9 protein-coding genes and 1 pseudogene are annotated in these 18,033 nt (G+C 66.3%); 9 read left to right on the top strand and 1 reads right to left on the bottom strand.

What is annotated here, in order from left to right:
- The first annotated feature begins 81 nt into the window (after positions 1-81).
- From P7644_RS03265 to P7644_RS03290, 6 genes are all read left to right on the top strand, one after another.
- Positions 82-1,410 carry a FecR domain-containing protein gene (locus P7644_RS03265; RefSeq protein WP_404301575.1) on the top strand — a complete coding sequence of 443 codons (1,329 nt, stop codon included), beginning with the start codon at positions 82-84 and terminating at the stop codon, positions 1,408-1,410.
- Positions 1,411-3,402 (top strand): CHASE2 domain-containing protein, encoded by a 1,992-nt coding sequence (locus tag P7644_RS03270; protein WP_404301576.1) that lies wholly within the window; start codon positions 1,411-1,413, stop codon positions 3,400-3,402.
- Positions 3,403-3,625: 223 nt separating this feature from the next.
- The gene (locus P7644_RS03275) at positions 3,626-4,987 is read left to right on the top strand and encodes a hypothetical protein (RefSeq protein ID WP_404301577.1); all 1,362 of its coding nucleotides are present in this window, start codon (positions 3,626-3,628) and stop codon (positions 4,985-4,987) included.
- An 834-nt stretch (positions 4,988-5,821) separates the two neighbouring features.
- Positions 5,822-8,299: a beta strand repeat-containing protein gene (locus P7644_RS03280; protein ID WP_404301578.1), complete on the top strand. Its 2,478-nt coding sequence runs from the start codon at positions 5,822-5,824 to the stop codon at positions 8,297-8,299.
- A gap of 300 nt (positions 8,300-8,599) precedes the next feature.
- Positions 8,600-8,785 (top strand): hypothetical protein, encoded by a 186-nt coding sequence (locus tag P7644_RS03285; RefSeq protein WP_404301579.1) that lies wholly within the window; start codon positions 8,600-8,602, stop codon positions 8,783-8,785.
- 56 nt (positions 8,786-8,841) lie between these two features.
- Positions 8,842-9,948 carry a transposase gene (locus P7644_RS03290; RefSeq protein ID WP_404301580.1) on the top strand — a complete coding sequence of 369 codons (1,107 nt, stop codon included), beginning with the start codon at positions 8,842-8,844 and terminating at the stop codon, positions 9,946-9,948.
- A 20-nt stretch (positions 9,949-9,968) separates the two neighbouring features.
- Here P7644_RS03290 and P7644_RS03295 read toward each other — a convergent pair.
- A pseudogene (locus tag P7644_RS03295) lies at positions 9,969-10,443 on the bottom strand (DDE-type integrase/transposase/recombinase); the annotation flags it as partial.
- A 233-nt stretch (positions 10,444-10,676) separates the two neighbouring features.
- Here P7644_RS03295 and P7644_RS03300 point away from each other — a divergent pair.
- The 3 genes from P7644_RS03300 (at position 10,677) to P7644_RS03310 (ending at position 18,001) form a co-directional block, all read left to right on the top strand.
- Positions 10,677-15,527 carry a DUF4347 domain-containing protein gene (locus tag P7644_RS03300; RefSeq protein ID WP_404301581.1) on the top strand — a complete coding sequence of 1,617 codons (4,851 nt, stop codon included), beginning with the start codon at positions 10,677-10,679 and terminating at the stop codon, positions 15,525-15,527.
- 43 nt (positions 15,528-15,570) lie between these two features.
- On the top strand, positions 15,571-16,347 hold the full coding sequence (locus P7644_RS03305) for a hypothetical protein (RefSeq protein ID WP_404301582.1): 777 nt from the start codon (positions 15,571-15,573) through the stop codon (positions 16,345-16,347).
- 127 nt (positions 16,348-16,474) lie between these two features.
- On the top strand, positions 16,475-18,001 hold the full coding sequence (locus tag P7644_RS03310; RefSeq protein WP_404301583.1) for a glycosyltransferase: 1,527 nt from the start codon (positions 16,475-16,477) through the stop codon (positions 17,999-18,001).
- Positions 18,002-18,033 lie beyond the last annotated feature (32 nt).

Genomic DNA, 18,033 nt, shown 5'->3' on the forward strand with positions numbered 1-18,033 from the left:
CAAACTCGTGTGGTTCTGTGCAAGCGCCACCGGATCACGCCCGCAGTGCGCTGTAACCGTCTGGGATAAAGGTGAAGAAACATGTTGCCCAAAACAATACGCACAATAAGTGAGCGGATCGCCATCGCCGCCCTGCTGGCAGCCGTCCCCGGGGTGCAGGCATCTCCTTCGGACGCCGTGGTCGCCCAGGCCACGCTGGTCATAGGGCAGGCGCGCATCGTGCATGCCGACGGGCGCAGCTCCTGGGTCGAGCGCGGCAGCACCATCCGGGTGGGCGATGCCATCCACACCGAACTCGGCGGGCATGTGCACCTGCGCTTTGTCGACGGTGCGCTCGTCAGCGTGCGACCCTCTAGCCGCATGCAGATACAAAGCTACGCCTATTCTGCCGATCAGCCCCAGGCTGGCGCCATCAAGTTCAAGCTTGAAGAAGGCGTGATGCGTTCCATCACCGGGCAATGGGGCGGGGCGGCGCGCGAGCGCTTCCGCCTGAACACCCCCCTGGCCGCCATCGGCGTCAAGGGAACCGACTTCGTGGTCAAGGCCAACGACCACAGCACCGCCGCCGCCGTGTTCACCGGCGCCATCACCGTCGCTTCCCTGCAGGGCGAATGTGGCCGCGGCCTGGGCTCCTGCCAGGACGGGCGCCTGCTCTCCGCCGACATGAAAGGGCAGATGATCGAAATGCTGCGGCTGCAAGGCATGCCGCAACTGGCGCCGGCAGAGGACTTCATGGTCGCCTCGCTGCCCCAGGCTGTCGCGCGGACCGGGGTTGACCACCGGGCTCGGCCGCTGGGCGATGCCGCCACGCTGGCCGCCGCCGCCGACAAGCCGCTGCTGAGCGAATCGCGCCTGGCCGGCGCCGTCACCAGCGCCCTGGCCGAAACACAGGCCTCCGATGCCGGCACCCTGCACTGGGGGCGGTATGCCTGGGCCCAGCCGCTGAGCGGCGACAGCTTCAGCCAGCAGGTGGACGCCGCCATGCTCAGCGCCCACGAACGCCTGGCCGGCAACGGCGCTTACACCTTGCTGCGCAAGATGGAAGGCAGCCAGCCAATCGCCTACGCTCCGGGGGCGGGCGTGGCGCAATTCCAGCTCACCGGCGCCGCCGCCAGCGTGGTGCGCCCCGCAGACCAGCCGCTGGAGCCCGTCAGCATCAGCGCAGCCACCCTGAAGGTCGATTTCGACAAAAGCCGCTTCGACACCCGCCTGCAGGTCCAAGGGCCACAGCTGGGCCAGGACGTGGTGCAGGCCGCGGGCAGTATCGACGCCCTGGGGCAAATGCGTGCCGCCAGCGGCAACGTCAGCGTGCAAGGCGGCCTGAGCGGCAACGGGCGCGAAGCCGGCTACCTGTTCCAGAAGGCCGTGCCGTCAGGAATGCTCCAAGGCATGACCCTGTGGGGGCGCTGATTGCCGCCTCGCAAACCCCTCCTGTGGCAGACGCTACGACACCACTGGATCCCCGCGACCGCCTGGCTGGCCGGGGGGGTGCTCTGGGCCGTGCTGGCTCTGCTCATCCCTGGCACCGTCCAGCCCTTGCAAGAGCGCGTCTCCGACTGGATCTGGCGCGCCGGTAGCACGCAGGCGCCAGAGCGCCGGCTCATCCTGCTCGACATCGACGAGCGCAGCCTCCAGGAGCTCGGCCCCTGGCCCTGGGAGCGCACACGCACCGCCCAGCTGATGCAGCAGCTCGCGGCCCACGGCGTGGCCCTGCAAATCTGGGACGTCGTGTTCCCCGACGCGCGCCCCGGCGACGACGCCATGCGCAGCCAGATCGCCCAGCGCTCGCCCGTGCTCTCCCAGGTCTTCGCACTGCCTGGCCAGGGCGACGACGTCCAGGCTGGCCAACTCGCCGGCGCCTGGGACTGGAGCGTCTGCCCCGTGCCCTTCGCCAACGCCAGCGGATATTTGGGCAACGATGGGGCACTCCTGCCGCAGGGCGCCCACGTCGGCCACATCACCCCCCGGCTCTCCGGCGACGGCGTCGTGCGTGGGCAACCCGCCGTGCTGTGCTACCAGGACCGCGCCTATGGCGCCCTCGCCCTGGTCGCGCTCATGCAGGCCAGCGGCGAAAGCCACGTCAGCCTCGCGCGCGGCAACGGCTGGCTGCAACCCAGCTGGCAGCTGCGCAGTGCCAACAATGGCTTTGCCGCCGTACCCCTGCAAAGCAACGGCGACATCCTGCTGCCCTGGCGCCTGCAACCCGAAAGCTTCGTCAGCATCTCCGCCGCCGACCTCCTGGCCGGCCGCGTGCCCGCCGCACTGCTGCACAACGCCTGGGTACTCGTGGGCAGCAGCGCATTCGGCATGAACGACCGCATCGCCACTCCGCTGAGCAGTGCCGCAGCCGGCATGCAGGCCCACGCCCAGCTGCTCACCGCCGCCATGGACGGGCGGCTGCCCTACACCCCCCAGGGCCACCTGCTGTTGCAAGGCGGCGCCGTGCTTGCCGGGCTCGCCCTCATGACCCTGCTGCAGCGGCGCCGGATCGCCGCGCCCGGGGCCGCCGGGCAACCGCAAGCCTGGCCCGTATTCCCCGTGCAATGGCTTCCCCTGGTGGCGCTGGGCTGGCTGCTGCTGCTGCTGCTCGCCCATGCCTGGCTGCTGCTGCGCCAAGACCTGTGGGTCGGCTGGCTCGCGCCCGCGGTCGCCCTGGCCGGCGCCGCGCTGCTGTGGGCCGCGCTGGAGCACGCGCGCAGCCGCCGCGACCGCGACCGCCTCTACACCCACCTGTCCAGCTACCTGCCCCGGCCCGTCGCCGCGGCACTGGCGCTGCAGCCGCCCTCCAGCGCCATCAAGGCCAGCGTGCAGCAGGTCTGCGTCATGTTCGCCGACATCCGCAACTTCTCCGCCTACTGCGAAGAACGCCCGCCACAAGAGGCCGCCGCCGTGCTGCACGCCTTCTTCTCCACCGCCACCGACATCGTCGCCGCCGAAGGCGGGGTGCTCGAAGCCTTCCAGGGCGACGCCATCCTCGCCGTCTGGTACGGCGGCAACCCCGCCGAAGCCAGCGGCGACAACGCACGCAGCGCCCTGCGCGCCGCCGTGCGCCTGAACACCGCCATGCAGGCCGTGCTGCCCGACCCCGCCCCCGCAGGGCTCGAACCCCTGGCCCTGGGCATAGGCCTCGAAAGCGGCCCCGCCATGGCCGGCTCCTTCGGGCAGGCCAGCCGGCGCACCCACATGGTCATGGGGCGCACCGTCACCATCGCCAGCCGCCTGGTCCACATGACCGCCGACCTGTCCCACCCCATCCTGGTAGGCGAAGGCCTGGCCGCTCAGATCGAAACCTCCGAACTCGAATCCCTGGGCATGTTCTTCCTGGACGGCCTGCGCGTGCCGCACCACATCTATGCCTACCCGCTGAGCGCCGGCCCTGCAGACGAGCGTGGGCATGGCTGAGCATGTCCATGATGCAGCGGCCACTCACCCCCCGCTGGTGGATGCGTCTCTTGCCTTCTCCCCCTTTTCGGGGCGCGCCTTTGGTTCCCTCCCCCTTTGGGGGAGGGTGGGGGAGGGGGCCAGCGGCGGTTGCTCCATCAGCCTGTGCGCCCACCGCCAGCCGGCCCCCATCCCCGCCTTCCCCCAGAGGGGGAAGGAGCAAGAGCCGCTGCATGGCAGGCTATTGGCTGCCATCAAAGCCACCGCCTCCCTGGCGCTGCTGCTGTGCGCGGGCGTTGCCCAGGGCGCCGGCAACACCCCCAAGCCCGCCGCCTGCGAACCCGGCCCCCAGGCGCGCGCCGCCACTACCCCCGCGCAACTGCAGGCCGCGCTGCCGGACGAACTGGCGCGCCTGCCGCAATGCCAGGACGACAGCGCCTGGCTCGCCTGGGCCGGCTGGGCGCTGAACCAGCTCGGCCGCTACACCGAAGCCGCCCAGTACCTGGAGCGCGCCCTGCTGCTCGAACCCAGCCCCTGGGCCACCCAGATGGAATACGCCATCGCCCTGGCTGGCAGCGGCGACGGGCTGGCCGCCGTCGAACTCATGCACAGCCTGCACCAGCAGGCCCAGCTGCCGCCGCAGCTGCGCCAAGCCATCAGCCAGCAGCTGGCGCGCTGGAGCGCCGCGCCGGTGCAGGCCGGCTGGCGCCAGCACTGGCAGCTGAGCGCCCGGGCCGGCTACGACAGCAACCTGCTGGGCGCACCCGACATCGCCAGCCTCACCCTCACCCTGCCCGGCTACAGCGTGCAGCTGCCGCTCGATGCCAGCTACGCGCGCCAGGGTGGCAGCTACGGGCGCACCGAACTGGGCTGGAGCGCCGAGCGCGGCCCCTGGCAGCTTGCCGCCAGCGTGGGCGGCCGTGCCGGCGCCAACCACCAGGCGGGACTGGCCCACGCCCAGTGGTCCGTGCAGTACCAGGGCGAAAGCCACTACGCCGGCGCCAGCATCGGGCGGCTGCACAGCAACGCCGGCACCCGCTTTGGCGTTGCCGGCCTGAGCGCCGGCTGGCAGCTGCCGCGCTGGCGCGCGGGCTGCGCTAGCCGCCTCGGGGGCGAATGGCAGCAGCGCCGGCTCTACAGCAACCCCGCACTCTCGGGCCACTACGGCGGCCTGCTGCTGCAGCACACCTGCGAAGCCAGCCCGGCCCAAGGCCCGCAGCCCCTGGGCCTGCAGGCCTGGCAGGCCGGCCTGCGCTGGGGCGTGGACCAGCCTGAAGACCCCGGCCGCGCCGGCGGGCGCCAGCAGCAGGCCTCGGTGCGGCTGATCGCCGTCGGCCAGGGCGCTGGCGCGCGCCAGCAATGGCTGCTGGACGCCGAGGCCTACGCCCAGGCCGACGCCAGCGGCTACAACAGCCTGCTGCAGAACAACGCCCGGCGCCACATCCAGCGCCTGGCCCTGCGCGCCGAATACAGCTGGCCCCTGGCCTCCCTGGCAGAGGGCTGGCACATCGCCCTGGGGCTGGAGTGGCAGCGCCAGCACGCCAGCCTGGTGTTGTTCCAGCAAAAAAGCCAGGGCGCCTACCTGGCCCTGCGCAGCGCCTGGTGAGGGGCGCCGGTTTTTCACTCCCTCCCCCTCTGGGGGAGGGTGGGGGTGGAGGCCAGCGGCGGTTGTTCCATCAGCCTGTGCGCCCACCGCCAGCCGGCCCCCATCCCTGCCTTCCCCCAGCGGGGGAAGGAGCAAAACCCGCCCCTTGGCCAAGGGCTGGGGACTGCCAAAAGCTGTGTCCCTGCACAAGCGCCAGTAGTAAAGGGAAAACACCTGATTAGGCGCATGCCTCAGATCACCGTCATTCCGGCGAAAGCCGGAATCCAGGAGCCTCGCAGCACTCGAACCGCTGGATTCCGGCTTTCGCCGGAATGACGTGGCGTTTGTTGACCGAGTGCTGTCTGAGATATGTCGCTAATCAGGGAAAACAGCCGCCAAGCAGCGCCAACGCTGCGGAGATTGCTATATAAAATGCGAACCAAGTAGCGAATTCTGTTGAAGAGTAAACCGCCGTCATCCCCGCGAAGGCGGGGATCCCAGAGCCACCCGAGCCGTTGCTTCGTCACCGCTGCTGTGGATCCCCGCTGTCGCGGGGATGACGGGTGGGTAGACATTGCACGTCGTGCCCCGGCAACTCAATAGCTGCCGCAACTTGCGCTGTTGCAAAAAAGCACCAAGCTGCGGCAAAGCGCCAAAAGCTGTGATCCCCGTCACCAGCCTCTGCGCACAAGGCCGCTAGACTGGCGCTCAAGTTTGATCGGAGGGCTTGCCCGGCTGGTTGCCTCGCGCACCCGTCATGCATAATCGCCGGCGAACTTGTCAAGCCGGGTGGGTACTGCCTGCTCTGTGATCAACGAGTTTCAATTTTTCAACATCCCGATAAGGAAGACTCACATGCCTCAACAAGTATTTGGCGCAGACGCAGTGGTTAGCATGGTCAACCGTGCCCTGGCCAACACCTCGCCCTCGCACAGCGTGTACGTGAACCAGGTCGCCACCGCCGGCACCACCGCCGCATCGCAGCTGGCCTTTGCCCAGACCGTGGGCGCACAGTACGCCGTGGGCAAGACCGCGGCCGACCTGTCGGCCCTGCTGCTGGGCAACATGGGCGTGTCCAACGCCATCCTGGAATCGGCCCTGACCGACTACATCGCCGCCAACGGCCCCAAGAACATCGGCATCATCGCCCTGCAGCTGGGCCAGATCCTGTCCGGCCTGGAAGGCGACGTCACCTTCGGCGCTGCGGCCGCCAAGTGGAACCAGGAAGTCACCAACGCCTACCAGTATTCCAGCAGCCCGAACAACAACACGCCCCAGCAGGGTGACGACGCTTCGGGCGTCACCAGCCTGACGCGCTTCACCGACGTGGTGAGCGGCCATGAAATCCGCGGTTACCTGGACTACAACCAGTTCACCGGCCTCGATGAGCAGACCCTGACCACCTCCGATCGCCTGACCGGCACTGCCGCTGCCGACGACATCCTGTTCGCGCAGCAGGTTGGTGGCTCGCGCCCCACGCTGAACGGTATCGAAATCGTTTCCATCGATGCCAAGGGCGCAGCTCCTGTGCTGGATATGAGCGATGCCAACGGCGTCAAGACCGTGATCAACGCCGGCTCCGCCGAAGCCGCTGTCCTGCGCTTCTCCAATCTGAAGAACCTGGTGGACGTGGTGGTGCGCAACACCAATGCCGATACCCGCGTGGACTTCAACGCCACTGTCGTGGCTGGTGCCGCCGACGCGCTGAACCTGACCGTGGACGGCGCCGGCGTGCGTGCCGACCGTGCCACCTTTACGGCCAATGGCATCGAAACCCTGAACATCACCGCCTCGGGCGCTGCCAGCGTGCTGGGCAACGTGGTGTCGGCCAACGTTTCCAAGGTCACGGTTTCCGGCGATCAGAACCTGAGCGTGGGTACCAAGGGCAACGGTGATGGCAACCCCGGCCAAGGCTTTAACAGCAACTTGATCACCACCGTTGATGCCTCGGCCGCCACTGGCAACCTGTTCCTGGGCGTGGCAGCCGCCGGCGGCCGCGACCAGACTATCACCACCGGCTCCGGCAACGACACCGTGGTCATGTCCGGCCTGACCGCTGCCGATACCGTGGATCTGGGCGCGGGCACCAACCGCGTCGTGCTGACGGACGCCGGCAGCAACCAGGCTGCTAAGTTGACCAACGTGCAGCAGGTCGAGGCGCGCGTGGCTGCCACCAACCTGAATCTGGTCAACGCCCCCAGCGTGAACCTGATCGCCGTCGCCGAGACATTGAATGCGGGCGTTGCTGCTTCCATCGCCAACGTGACCTCGGTGAAGTCCGGCACCACCTTCGCCTTCGAGGGCGAGGGCGCGGCCAACGTCATCGGCAACCCCGAGCAGGCCACCTTCGGCAACGTGCAGTTCAACCTGTCTAACGCCACCGGTTCCACCGACGTGATCAACGTCACCTACGGCAACGCCGGCTCCATGCTGGGTGCCAATGGCGTGGTGACCATCGGTGTGCTGAATAACAGCGGCAACAACGTCGAAACCATGAACCTGACGTTCTCGGACGTGGGCGCGGACGACGCCGTGAACGTTCAGGACATTATGGTGGGGAACGCACTGCGCACTCTGAACGTGACTTCCGACAGCCGCGTGGCTCTGGGTACGCTGGGTGCTGACCTGACCGATCTGACGGGCCTGACTTCGGTGGATGCCTCGGGTGTCAAGGGTGCCTTCACGGCTACGTTCGGTCTGTTGGCCGACGCCGCCAGCGCTACGGTGAAGACCGGTGGCGCCGGCAACAACAACGTGACCGTGGCCAAGGGCGATGGTGACGGCGCTACCGGCACGACGCTGACGGTGGATGCCTCGGCTGGCACCGGCGCTCAGACCTTCACGGTCAACAACACCGATACTGACATTACCGGCACCACGCCCAGCTTCGTGTTCGTGGGCGGCGCGGGTAATGACACGCTGACGCTGACTTCTGCTGCTGCTCTTGCGCTGAACAACATCAGTGGCGGCAAGGGTGCTGACACCATCAACCTGGCCGGATCCAATGGGGTGGATCGCTTGGTGTTCAACGTGGGCGATTCCCAGCAAGGCGCCATGGACGTGATCACCGGCTTCAAGGCTGCTGGCGCTGACGTGATCGACCTGCGCAGCTTCGGCTTTGACACGCAGCTGCAAAACGTCACGGCCGCTGCTGCTGCGCTGAATGGTGGGGCCGGCCAGTTCGGTGGCAACGCTGTTGCAGCCTTCTCGGCTGGCGGCAATACCACGTTGTATGTGGACGTGAACGGCGACGACAGGCTGGACGCTAACGACTTGGTCGTGAGCTTCGTGGGCACGGCTGCCATCGTGGGTGGTGACATCCTGTGGGCCTAATCGCCGCGGGCCGGGTGGTCTGACCGCCCGGTGACCGGTGAATGCCAAGCCGCCGCGCCGCAAGGCCCGGCGGCTTTTCCACGTCTGTGTATGGACTCACATGTAATGAATAAAAGGAGAATAAATGCCTAAACCATAAAAAGGACACCCACTTCTCATATAAAAAGGACACCCACTTTAATTGCCTAAATAATCAGCACTCCCTAAACTCGCGCCCATGACCCGTCCCCGCTCATCCCTGAATAAAAAGGACACCCACTTTAGTTGCCTAAATAATCAGCGCCCCCTAAACTCGCGCCCATGACCCGTCCCCGCTCATCCCTCATTTCGCTGGCCGACACGCCCTGGTACCACGTCGTCAACCGCTGCGTGCGCCGGGCTTTCCTGTGCGGTCACGATGCCCATTCCGGCCAGTGTTTTGACCACCGCCGGGGCTGGATTGAAACGCGCATTCGTGGGAATAAAAAGGACACCCACTTTCTTTAATAAAAGGACACCCACTTTAATTGCCTAAATAATCAGCACCCCCTAAACTCGCGCCCATGACCCGTCCCCGCTCATCCCTCATTTCGCTGGCCGACACGCCCTGGTACCACGTCGTCAACCGCTGCGTGCGCCGCGCTTTTTTGTGCGGCTACGATGCCACCACTGGCTGCGACTTTGAGCACCGCCGGGGCTGGATCGAAACCCGCATCCGTGAGCTGGCCTCGGTCTTCACCATCGACGTGGCGGCCTATGCCGTCATGAGCAACCACTATCACGCAGTGCTACGCGTGGACGCGGCGCGTGCCGAGACGCTGAGCGACGATGAAGTACTGCGCCGCTGGACGCAGCTGTTTGCCGGCCCGGTGCTGGTGCGGCGTTACTTGGGTGGCGCTACCGATTCGCTGGGCCAGGCCGAGTTGGACAAGGTGGGCGAGTTTGCCGCGCAGTACCGGCAACGGCTGGCCGATGTGTCGTGGTTCATGCGGGTGCTGAACGAGACCATTGCCCGCCAGGCCAATGCCGAGGATGGTTGCACTGGGCGTTTTTGGGAAGGGCGCTTCAAGAGCCAAGCATTGCTGGATGAGCCAGCCCTGCTGGCCGCCATGGCCTATGTGGATTTGAACCCCATCCGTGCCGGCATCGCAGAGAGCTTGCCGGACAGTGCCCACACTTCGATTGCCGCACGCCTGGCCGAGTTGCAGGGCCAGGGTTTTGTGCCGGTACTGGCGCCTGTGGTGTTGGCTGACAACCCGCCCAGTTTTTCTGATAAAAGCCCGCAAGCCCCAGGGGCACTGCCTAGTCTGCTACCAGAAGCAGAGCTTGCCGCGCTGCCAGAAGCGCCGCTGATGCCCTTTGATGCGACCGGTCGCTTTGAGCAGTCCATTCCTTTTGGTTTGCAAGAGTACATTGAGTTGGTGGACTCCATGGGCCGCGCTGTAAACCCGGCTAAGCGCGGCGCCATCCCCGCTACGACCCCACCCATCCTGGCCCGTTTGGGCATGGATTCTGAAGGCTTCATCCACGCCGCCGACCATTTCTTCAAAGACTTTGCCAGCGCCGTAGGCACGCCGGCCAAGCTGATAGAAATCGCTGCCCGGCGACAGCAGCGCGCACTGCGCGGCCTGGCTGCTGCCCGGCGGGTGTTTGAAGCCCGCGCGGCATGATGGCGTGATGGAGCTTAATTCCCGTTGACCTGCTCGGCCAGGGCATTTGGGTAGCAGTCGTAGCCGTCGGTCATGGAGCATTTCATGCCGTGCTGGCGGCGCAGCTCTTGGTACGCATGGGCGCAATACTGGGCCTCGGTCGCAGTGATGCACCAGCACCTGCTGCGTTGCACGGCCCCGTAGCGCCATCTTCAGCGCTTGCGCCACCGCCTCGGTTTGCAGGCTCGCATGCCCAAGCCAGCCGACGATCTTGCGCGAGTGCGCGTCGGTGACCAGGCTCAGGTACACGCATTGCCCTGTCGTGGGCAGGTAGGTGATGTCGGCCACCCACAACTGCTCGCTGCCCGTCACCTGGTGCTTGTCCGGCCCCATTTTGACCAGGTTGGGGTGGCGCCAGAAGCGGTGGTGGCTGTCGGTGGTTTTGTGGTAAGTCCGCTGTCGCGGCACCAGCAGCCGTGCGTTGCGCAGCCCTCGGGGGCGTCGCGATCTTGACACGGTCTCCACGCAGTGCAGGAGTTCGCTGACCGTGTCGTGACTGGCCAAAGCCACGAAGCGCTTGCCCTGCCAAGCCTCACGCAGTCAAGCGAACCTGCCTCGCGAGAACATCAAAGCCGAGACGATGGCGTACGAGCGCGATGAGTAATTTTTTTGTTACTTTTAGTGATCTAAAGTTAGAATTATTACTGGTGTTAATTTTTATCGGTCTAATGCAATTTTAGGATTTGTCTATGAACTGGTCTGGCAGCAGCTCTGCAAACGCTCGTGAAATCGCCTTCGTGCTCGACAACATCGGTGACCCGCAAGGCTTGGCCGTGGGCCTGCCCAGCCATGTGCGCGTGCACGTGCTGGACGCCGCGGGCGACGTGCTGGGCCAGATCATCAATCTGCTGGAAGGCCAGGCCGGCCTGGATGCAATCCACCTGTTCAGCCATGGCAGTGCCGGTAGTCTGAACCTGGGCAAGACGAGCCTGAACGCCAGCACCCTGCCGGGTTTCCAGGACGCGCTGGCGCGCATTGGCGCGGCGCTGTCGAACGACGGCGACATCCTGCTCTACGGCTGCGACGTGGCCCAGGGCACGGCGGGCGCCGACCTGATCGGCCGCCTGGCCCAGGCCACGGGCGCCGACATCGCCGCCTCCACCGACACCACGGGCGCCAGCGCCCTGGGCGGCAACTGGGTGCTGGAAGCCGCCAGCGGCACGGTGGACGTGGCCACGCTGCAGGTGGCGGGCTACGCGGGCACTCTGGCCGCACCAGCCCTGTCGGGCCTCGATCCGGTGACCTTCGTCGAGGGTTCGTCCTCGCCCGTGCTGATCGACTCCAACATCAACTTCACCGGTGGCGACAACTACGGCGGCGGCTACATTCGTTATGCGATCAGCGATCCCAGCACGGGCGATCAATTGACGCTGAGCAGCTCTGCCACTCCCAATGCGCTGGGCGCGATCTCGTTCGACGCCGGTGTCGTCTACCGGGGCGCGGGTGGCAGCAAGATACCACTGGGCGTGATCGACGCTGTGGATAATGGCCAGAACGGCAAGCCACTCAAAATCAACTTCGTGGCCAATTTCCAGAACCCGGGCTTCGAATCGGTGACGGGTGGCGGAGCCGTCACGGGCTGGACCATCGGCACCGAGCGCGTCATCCTGGGGACTACGGTCATCAATGGCAAAACCGCACCGGCCGATACCACCTGGCCCGCCAACTCTGGCAACTCGGACGCCGATCCCGCCACGATGACCTTCAGCAGCGAGTTGTCGACTGCCGAAAAAACCGAAGGCAATGCCTCACTGCGCCTGTACAACAACGGCACTACACAAAACGGCTTTGACGTGGTGCACGGACCGTATGCCTACTCGAACACCTTTGCGGCCAATGCCAATGACGTGTTGTTTTTCGACTGGCAGGCCAAAGCAGGCAGTGACGCCTACGATGCCTTCGGCTATCTGATGAATGCCGACACCGGCGCCTACCAGATCGTGCTGAACGAAACCGGTGCCAGTTACACCGGCGTCAAGCCCTGGACCACGACCAGCGTCACCGTGCCCTCGACCGGCAACTGGTTCTTCGTCTTCGTTTCCGGCACCTATGACTTCACAGGCGGCAGGGCCGTTGGCGGCTCGCTGTTCATCGACAATTTCAAGGTCTCCAGCAACAGCGTCACCACGGCCGACCTGCAGGCCATCGCGCAGCAAATCGATTTCCAGAACACAGCGAAGGATACGAAAGAGGTTCGCGACCTGACGCTGACCGTTGCGGACGGCAGCAACAACCAGGCCAGCACGCAAACCACGCTCACCATCACCCAGGCCAATAACGCGCCGGAACTGAGCGGCCCTTCCACCACGCTTTCGTTCGCGGAAGACGCCAACCCCGCAGTAACGGGGAAGTCCGTCGCCAGCCTGTTCAACCCCCTGTATGCCGATCCGGACAATGTCATCGGTAATCCTGACCCTCTGAGCGGCATCATCGTGGTCGGCGACACCAGCGATGCCTCGGGCGCCTGGCAGTACTCCCTGGACAACGGTACCACCTGGCAAGCCATCGGCACCGTGAGTGATGCCGCGGGCTTGTGGCTGCCCAGCACGGCTCTGCTGAACTTCGTACTGGCCAGCCCGGAAAACTGGCGTGGCACGGCTGCGCCCGAACTGTCCGTGCACCTGGTGGACAGCAGCACCGGCGCCCCCACCGCGGGCCCCGTCGATGTCACCAGCTACAAGGGCGTGGCGGACTCGCGTCACCCCGTTTCTGCCGGGACCTATACCGTGAAGGCGGTCGTGACTGCCTCCAATGACGCACCGGTCTATGTGGCCGGCGGCACCTCCGCTCTGCCCACCGTGTCCGAAGATGTCACCACGGCAGATAACACGGGCGCGCTGGTCAGCACGCTGGTGACAGGCACCGTCACCGATGTCGACACCGCGGCAGGGGGGCCGCTGGCAGGTGAATTTGCCGATGGCGGTATCGCCATCTACGCGACTTCGTCCACCGCCGGTGCGGGCAAGTTCCAGTACTCGACCAATGGCGGCACCACCTGGGTGGATGCGCCGGCGCTCTCCACCACCTCGGCCCTGTTGCTGCGCAGTACCGACAAGCTGCGCTTCCAGCCCGATGCGGCCAAGGGCGGTACGGGCAGCTTCAGCTTCTACATCTGGGACGGCGCCACCGGCACGGCGGGCAGCACGGCCGACGTGACCGCGCGCGGCGGCCAGACGGCGTTTTCACAAGCGGGTGAAACCGGCTCCTTCACCGTGACGGATGTCCCAGACGCACCGGTGGCCTTGGGCATCAGCAACACCACCACCACCGGCAAGGGCGTGCACAGCTATGCCACGGGCAGCCGTTTCACCGACCTCGATGGAGACGCCTTCACGTACAGCTATACGGCCACCGATGGCGGCAACCCGGTCACGCTCGACTGGCTGAGCATCGACCCGGCCACCGGCACCCTGTCGGGCAACCCGCCCACGCCAGCCGGCGGCAAGACCTATGCCATCACCGTCACGGCCAAGGACCCCAGCAACCTGTCGGTTTCCAGTACCTTCAACTGGACCTTCACCAATACCACGGACCCGCTTCCGGTCGCCAACTCGCTCGGCATGACGCCGGCTACCGACAGTGGCACCAATACCAGCGACAACATCACGAACAACGGCTTGCCTGTGCTGACCTTCACGGGTGAGCCAGGCCTGGCGCCTACCCTGAAGGGGCCCGATGGCACCACGCTGACGCTGGGCCAGCACTACCGCATCGACTACAACGCCGGAACCCAGACCCATACCGTGGTGCTGCTGGATGCCCAGCCGGGTGGAAGCGCCAACCCCTTTGGTTCGTTCCATGGCTCCATCGCCTCCGGCAACCCTGCGTCCACGGCGGACGGTCAATACGAGCTGACCGTGAGCAATAGCGACGGCAGCGTGGTCGTGGGCCGGTTCGAGATCGACACCACGGCTCCCGCACTACCCGCCATCACCCTGCAAACGGTCGACACCGACCAACCGGTCATCACCGGCACGGTGGGTGCAGGCGCACTGCCTGCGGGCGGAACCCTGGCCGTGACCATCAACGGCGCCATCTACGACAACGTGACGGTGGCTGGCGACGGAAGCTGGAGCGTGAACACCGCCACAGCCATACCCAAGGCTGGTACTGCGCTGGGCGCCTTTGTCGCAGGCCAGGCCTACGACGTGACCGCCGTGGTCACCGACGCGGCAGGCAACACCAGCACCGACAACACCGGTGGCGAATTCCGCAAAACAGCCCCTCCCACCAAAGCTGGCGAAGGCCTCTTCACCTACACCGTTCCGGACGGCACCTTTGGTGGTGGCGGAGGCCTCACCTATACCGCGGCTCTTCCGCCGGCGGTTGGCGGCACGCCGGCTCCGCTGCCCGGCTGGCTGACGTTTGACCCCACCACGCAGACCTTGAGCGGCAACCCGCCCGCCAACGCCACATCGCCTCTGGTGGTGCGCGTGACGGCGGACGATGGTAACGGCAATATCCGTCACACCGACCTGACGCTTACCTTCTCGAACACCAACGATATACCCACCATCACGGGCATGCCCTCCGAACCTGGGACGGCAACATATGGTTTAGTCAGTGCCTTGCCAGACTACAAAGTCTTTGATGGAGACAGTGATTCCCTGACCGTGACCATTGCCACGACCAATGTCTTTTTCACCAACGTGGTGGATGCAGACCCGCTGACTCCCGGTGTACAGATCACGGGCCGCGCAGACGACATCAATGCGGCACTGGCCGCCATGCAATTCGTCCCCAGCGCGCTGGGCCTCACCACCATTCAGTTGTCCGTGACCGATGGTGTCATCGTCAGCCCCATAGCAGCAACCCATCAATTCAACGTCGTGCAGGGATTTGTCGGGGGCGGTGGCAGCGGCAATGGCGGTGGCAACGGTGGTGGAGCTACACCACCTGCCGACCAAGACAACGATGGCATTCCTCCTGCGACCGAGGCCGAAGCCCCAGCACTGGTGGTGGACGGCAAGCCCGCGCAAAAGGGCGATGGCAACGGCGATGGCATCGCGGACAACATGCAGTCCAGCGTCTCGTCCGCGCCCTTCTTCAAGACCGACAAGGCCGTTAGCAATCCGGGCAATGCACCGCAAACCTTCATTACGCTGGTCGCCAACTCGGATCAGGGGCGTGTGGGCAACGAGGGGACGGCACAGATCACCTCGCTCACCCAGCAAGACCACAATCCCCAGCTCCCGAGCTCCATGGTGTCGTCCCTCGGCAGCATTGTCTCCACCATCGCCATCACCGGCCATCCGACGGAGACCTTCAGCATCTATGTGGACGGCTCGCTGCCCGCCAACGGCTTCTGGGTCCAGGATAACCAAGGGGGCTGGGCCAACCTGGCCAGCGCTGCCTACGGCGGCCGCGTGGTCGCGGAAGGCAACAAGCTGCGCCTGGATTTCCAGATTGCCGACGGCGGCGCCTTCGACCGCGACGGCAAAGCCGATGGCGTCATCACCCTGCAGGGCGAGATCGGCCAAATGCCTCTCACCATCGTGGGCTACATCCCCGAGACGACACAAGGCGGCTTCTGGTTCTGAGCCCCTTGACAACACCGCTGGACGACATTTGCATAAACACACTATGAAGACACCTTACATCCTGAGCGCATCAGTCCTGGCCCTGGCCCTTGCGGCTTGCGGCGGCGGCAGTGGCAGTGCCGATAACGGCCCCGGCAACGGCAACGGCAACGGCAACGGCAACGGCAACAACAATGGCGGTGGCGGCAGCGCCACACTGCCCACATCCCTGCTCCAGGGCTTGTGGCAAAGCCCTGCCGGCGCGAGTCCCGCTGTCTCTGCCATCGTGCTGCCGGACGGCAAGATGTGGGCCGCTGTCACGACTGGAAGCAGCGTACGCGTGCTCAAGGCTGGCCTGAGTGGCCAAGCCGCCAGCTTCTCGGGCCGGGGCAAGAGCTACCTGCTCGGTACCAGCACCGTGACGGACGGCAGCATCACGGCCAGTGTGGTGGCAAAGAGCAGCCTGACCGGCACGATCATCCCTGATGGTGGCACAGGGGAGCCCTTCAGCCTCGCCTATCAGGCGCGCTATGACACTGCTGCGACGCTGGCTCAGTTCGCAGGCGCCTGGCGCGACGTGCAAGGTCCGGGCGCGCAGAACTGGAACATCACCGCCAGCGGTGCCCTCACTGGTACGCGCACCACTGGCTGTACCTATGTCGGCCAGTTGACGGAGCGCCCGGAACGCACGGCGGTGGTGGACGTGAGCATGACCGAGGACTGCGCGGGCACCCGCGTGAACCTGCAAGGGGTGGCCACGCTGAACGCGGCCAACGGGATCAGCATGGTGATGACCACGGCCAATGACTCCGCTGCGGTAGCTCTGACCCTTTCGCGCTGAGCCCCTGTCGCGATTCCACTCATGGATTGATACAAGAAAATAGCCGGAATCCCCTCCGGGACGCGATAAATTCACTCGCACCTGGGCTGCATGGGCAGCCCATGGCTTTTTTGAGTGAATGAGGGCTATGCGTATTCTTTTCGTGCACCCGGGGGTCCCGGCACAGTTTCGCCATTTGGCACAGGCGTTGGTTCAGCAGGGGCACGAGGTGCGGGCGCTGTGCCAGCAGTCCCCGGAAGGCACAGTCCCCGAATTCGACGTGCCCGGCGTGCAGGTGCTGGCCTATGGCCTGCCGCGCGGCGCCACGCCGGGGGCGCAGGGCTGGGTGGCCGACCTGGAAATGCGGGCGATCCGCGGCGAGGCGGCGCTGCAGGCCGCGCTGGCGCTGCGCGATGAGCATGGGTTTGCGCCCGACGTGGTCCTGGCCCAGGTCGGCATGGGCGACAGCCTGTTTGTGAAGGCCGTGTGGCCCGGTGCCCGGCTGGGCCTGTGGGGCGATCACTACCACGACGCGGCCAGCGCGCGGCATGCGGACCATGACCCGGGCTTGAGCGCGTTGACTGCCTTGGACGATACCGCCCGCGCGCGTGCCCAGGCGCTGCTGCAGGCCCAGTTGCGCATGCGCAATGCCCCGCTGGACCTGCACCTGCGCGAGGCGGATGGGCTGCTGGTGCCCACCGACTGGCAGGCGGCGCGGTTCCCCGCGCCGTGGCGCGAGCGGCTGTGGGTGGCGCATGACGGCATCGACTGCGAGGCGCTGGCGCCGAACGACCAGGTGCGCGCGACGCTGCCCGGCGATGTGGCGCTGGCGCATGGCGACGAGATCGTGAGCTTCGTGGCCCGCAGCCTGGAGCCGCGGCGCGGCCTGCAGGTGCTGCTGCGTGCCTTGCCGCGGCTGCTGGCCCGGCGCCCTGCGGCGCGGGTGCTGATCGTGGGGGCGCAAGGCCCGGTGCCGGCGGACGGGCCCGGCTGGAAGCAGCGCCTCATCGACGAGCTGCGCCCGCAGATGCCGGAGGCTGACTGGCAGCGCGTGCATTTCCTGGGGCCTTTGCCCCATGCCCATGTGGTGGCGGTGCTGCAGTTGTCGGCGGTGCATGTGCATTGGGCCTACCCGCTGGCGCTGTCGCGCAGCCTGCTGGAGGCCATGGGCATCGGCTGCGCCGTGGTGGCCAGCGACACCGAGCCGGTGCGCGAGGTGCTGGTGCATGGCGAGACCGGCCGGCTGCTGGATTTCTTCGATGCCGAGGGCCTGGCGGACGAGGTGGCGCGCCTGCTGCAGGAGCCGGCCGAACGGCAGCGCCTGGGCGCGCAGGCGCGGCGCTTCGTGCAGGAGCGGTTCGACCTGCGCGCCGTCTGCCTGCCGCGCCAGCTGCAATGGCTGCAGGCGCTGGCCGACGGCACCGGGGTGCAGGACGCGGCCCAGGCCCTGCGTGCCGAGCTGGCCCAGGCCGAGCTGGCGCGCGACCAGGCGCAGCAGGCCGCGCAGTTGGCCCAGGCCCAGCTGGAACAGGCGGGCCGCGCCCGCGAGAGCGCCGAGGCCGGGCGGCTGGCTGCCGATGCGCTGCTGCAGGAGGCGGTGCAGGCGCTGGCGGGCGTGCGGCAGCTGCTGGAGTCGGAGGCGGGGGCGATGGAGGCCGCGCCGCCTCTGGATTGAAGCCAAATTGGCCTGATGAGCGACATATCTCA

It is taken from the genome of Alicycliphilus denitrificans (assembly GCF_044792555.1).
Taxonomy (GTDB): Bacteria; Pseudomonadota; Gammaproteobacteria; order Burkholderiales; family Burkholderiaceae_C; genus Alicycliphilus; species Alicycliphilus denitrificans_A.

Coding starts and splice junctions, on each gene's coding strand:
- P7644_RS03265 (WP_404301575.1), top strand. CDS start 82: ATGTTGCCCAAAACAATACGCACAATAAGTGAGCGGATCGCCATCGCC.
- P7644_RS03280 (WP_404301578.1), top strand. CDS start 5,822: ATGCCTCAACAAGTATTTGGCGCAGACGCAGTGGTTAGCATGGTCAAC.
- P7644_RS03285 (WP_404301579.1), top strand. CDS start 8,600: ATGACCCGTCCCCGCTCATCCCTCATTTCGCTGGCCGACACGCCCTGG.
- P7644_RS03290 (WP_404301580.1), top strand. CDS start 8,842: ATGACCCGTCCCCGCTCATCCCTCATTTCGCTGGCCGACACGCCCTGG.
- P7644_RS03300 (WP_404301581.1), top strand. CDS start 10,677: ATGAACTGGTCTGGCAGCAGCTCTGCAAACGCTCGTGAAATCGCCTTC.
- P7644_RS03305 (WP_404301582.1), top strand. CDS start 15,571: ATGAAGACACCTTACATCCTGAGCGCATCAGTCCTGGCCCTGGCCCTT.
- P7644_RS03310 (WP_404301583.1), top strand. CDS start 16,475: ATGCGTATTCTTTTCGTGCACCCGGGGGTCCCGGCACAGTTTCGCCAT.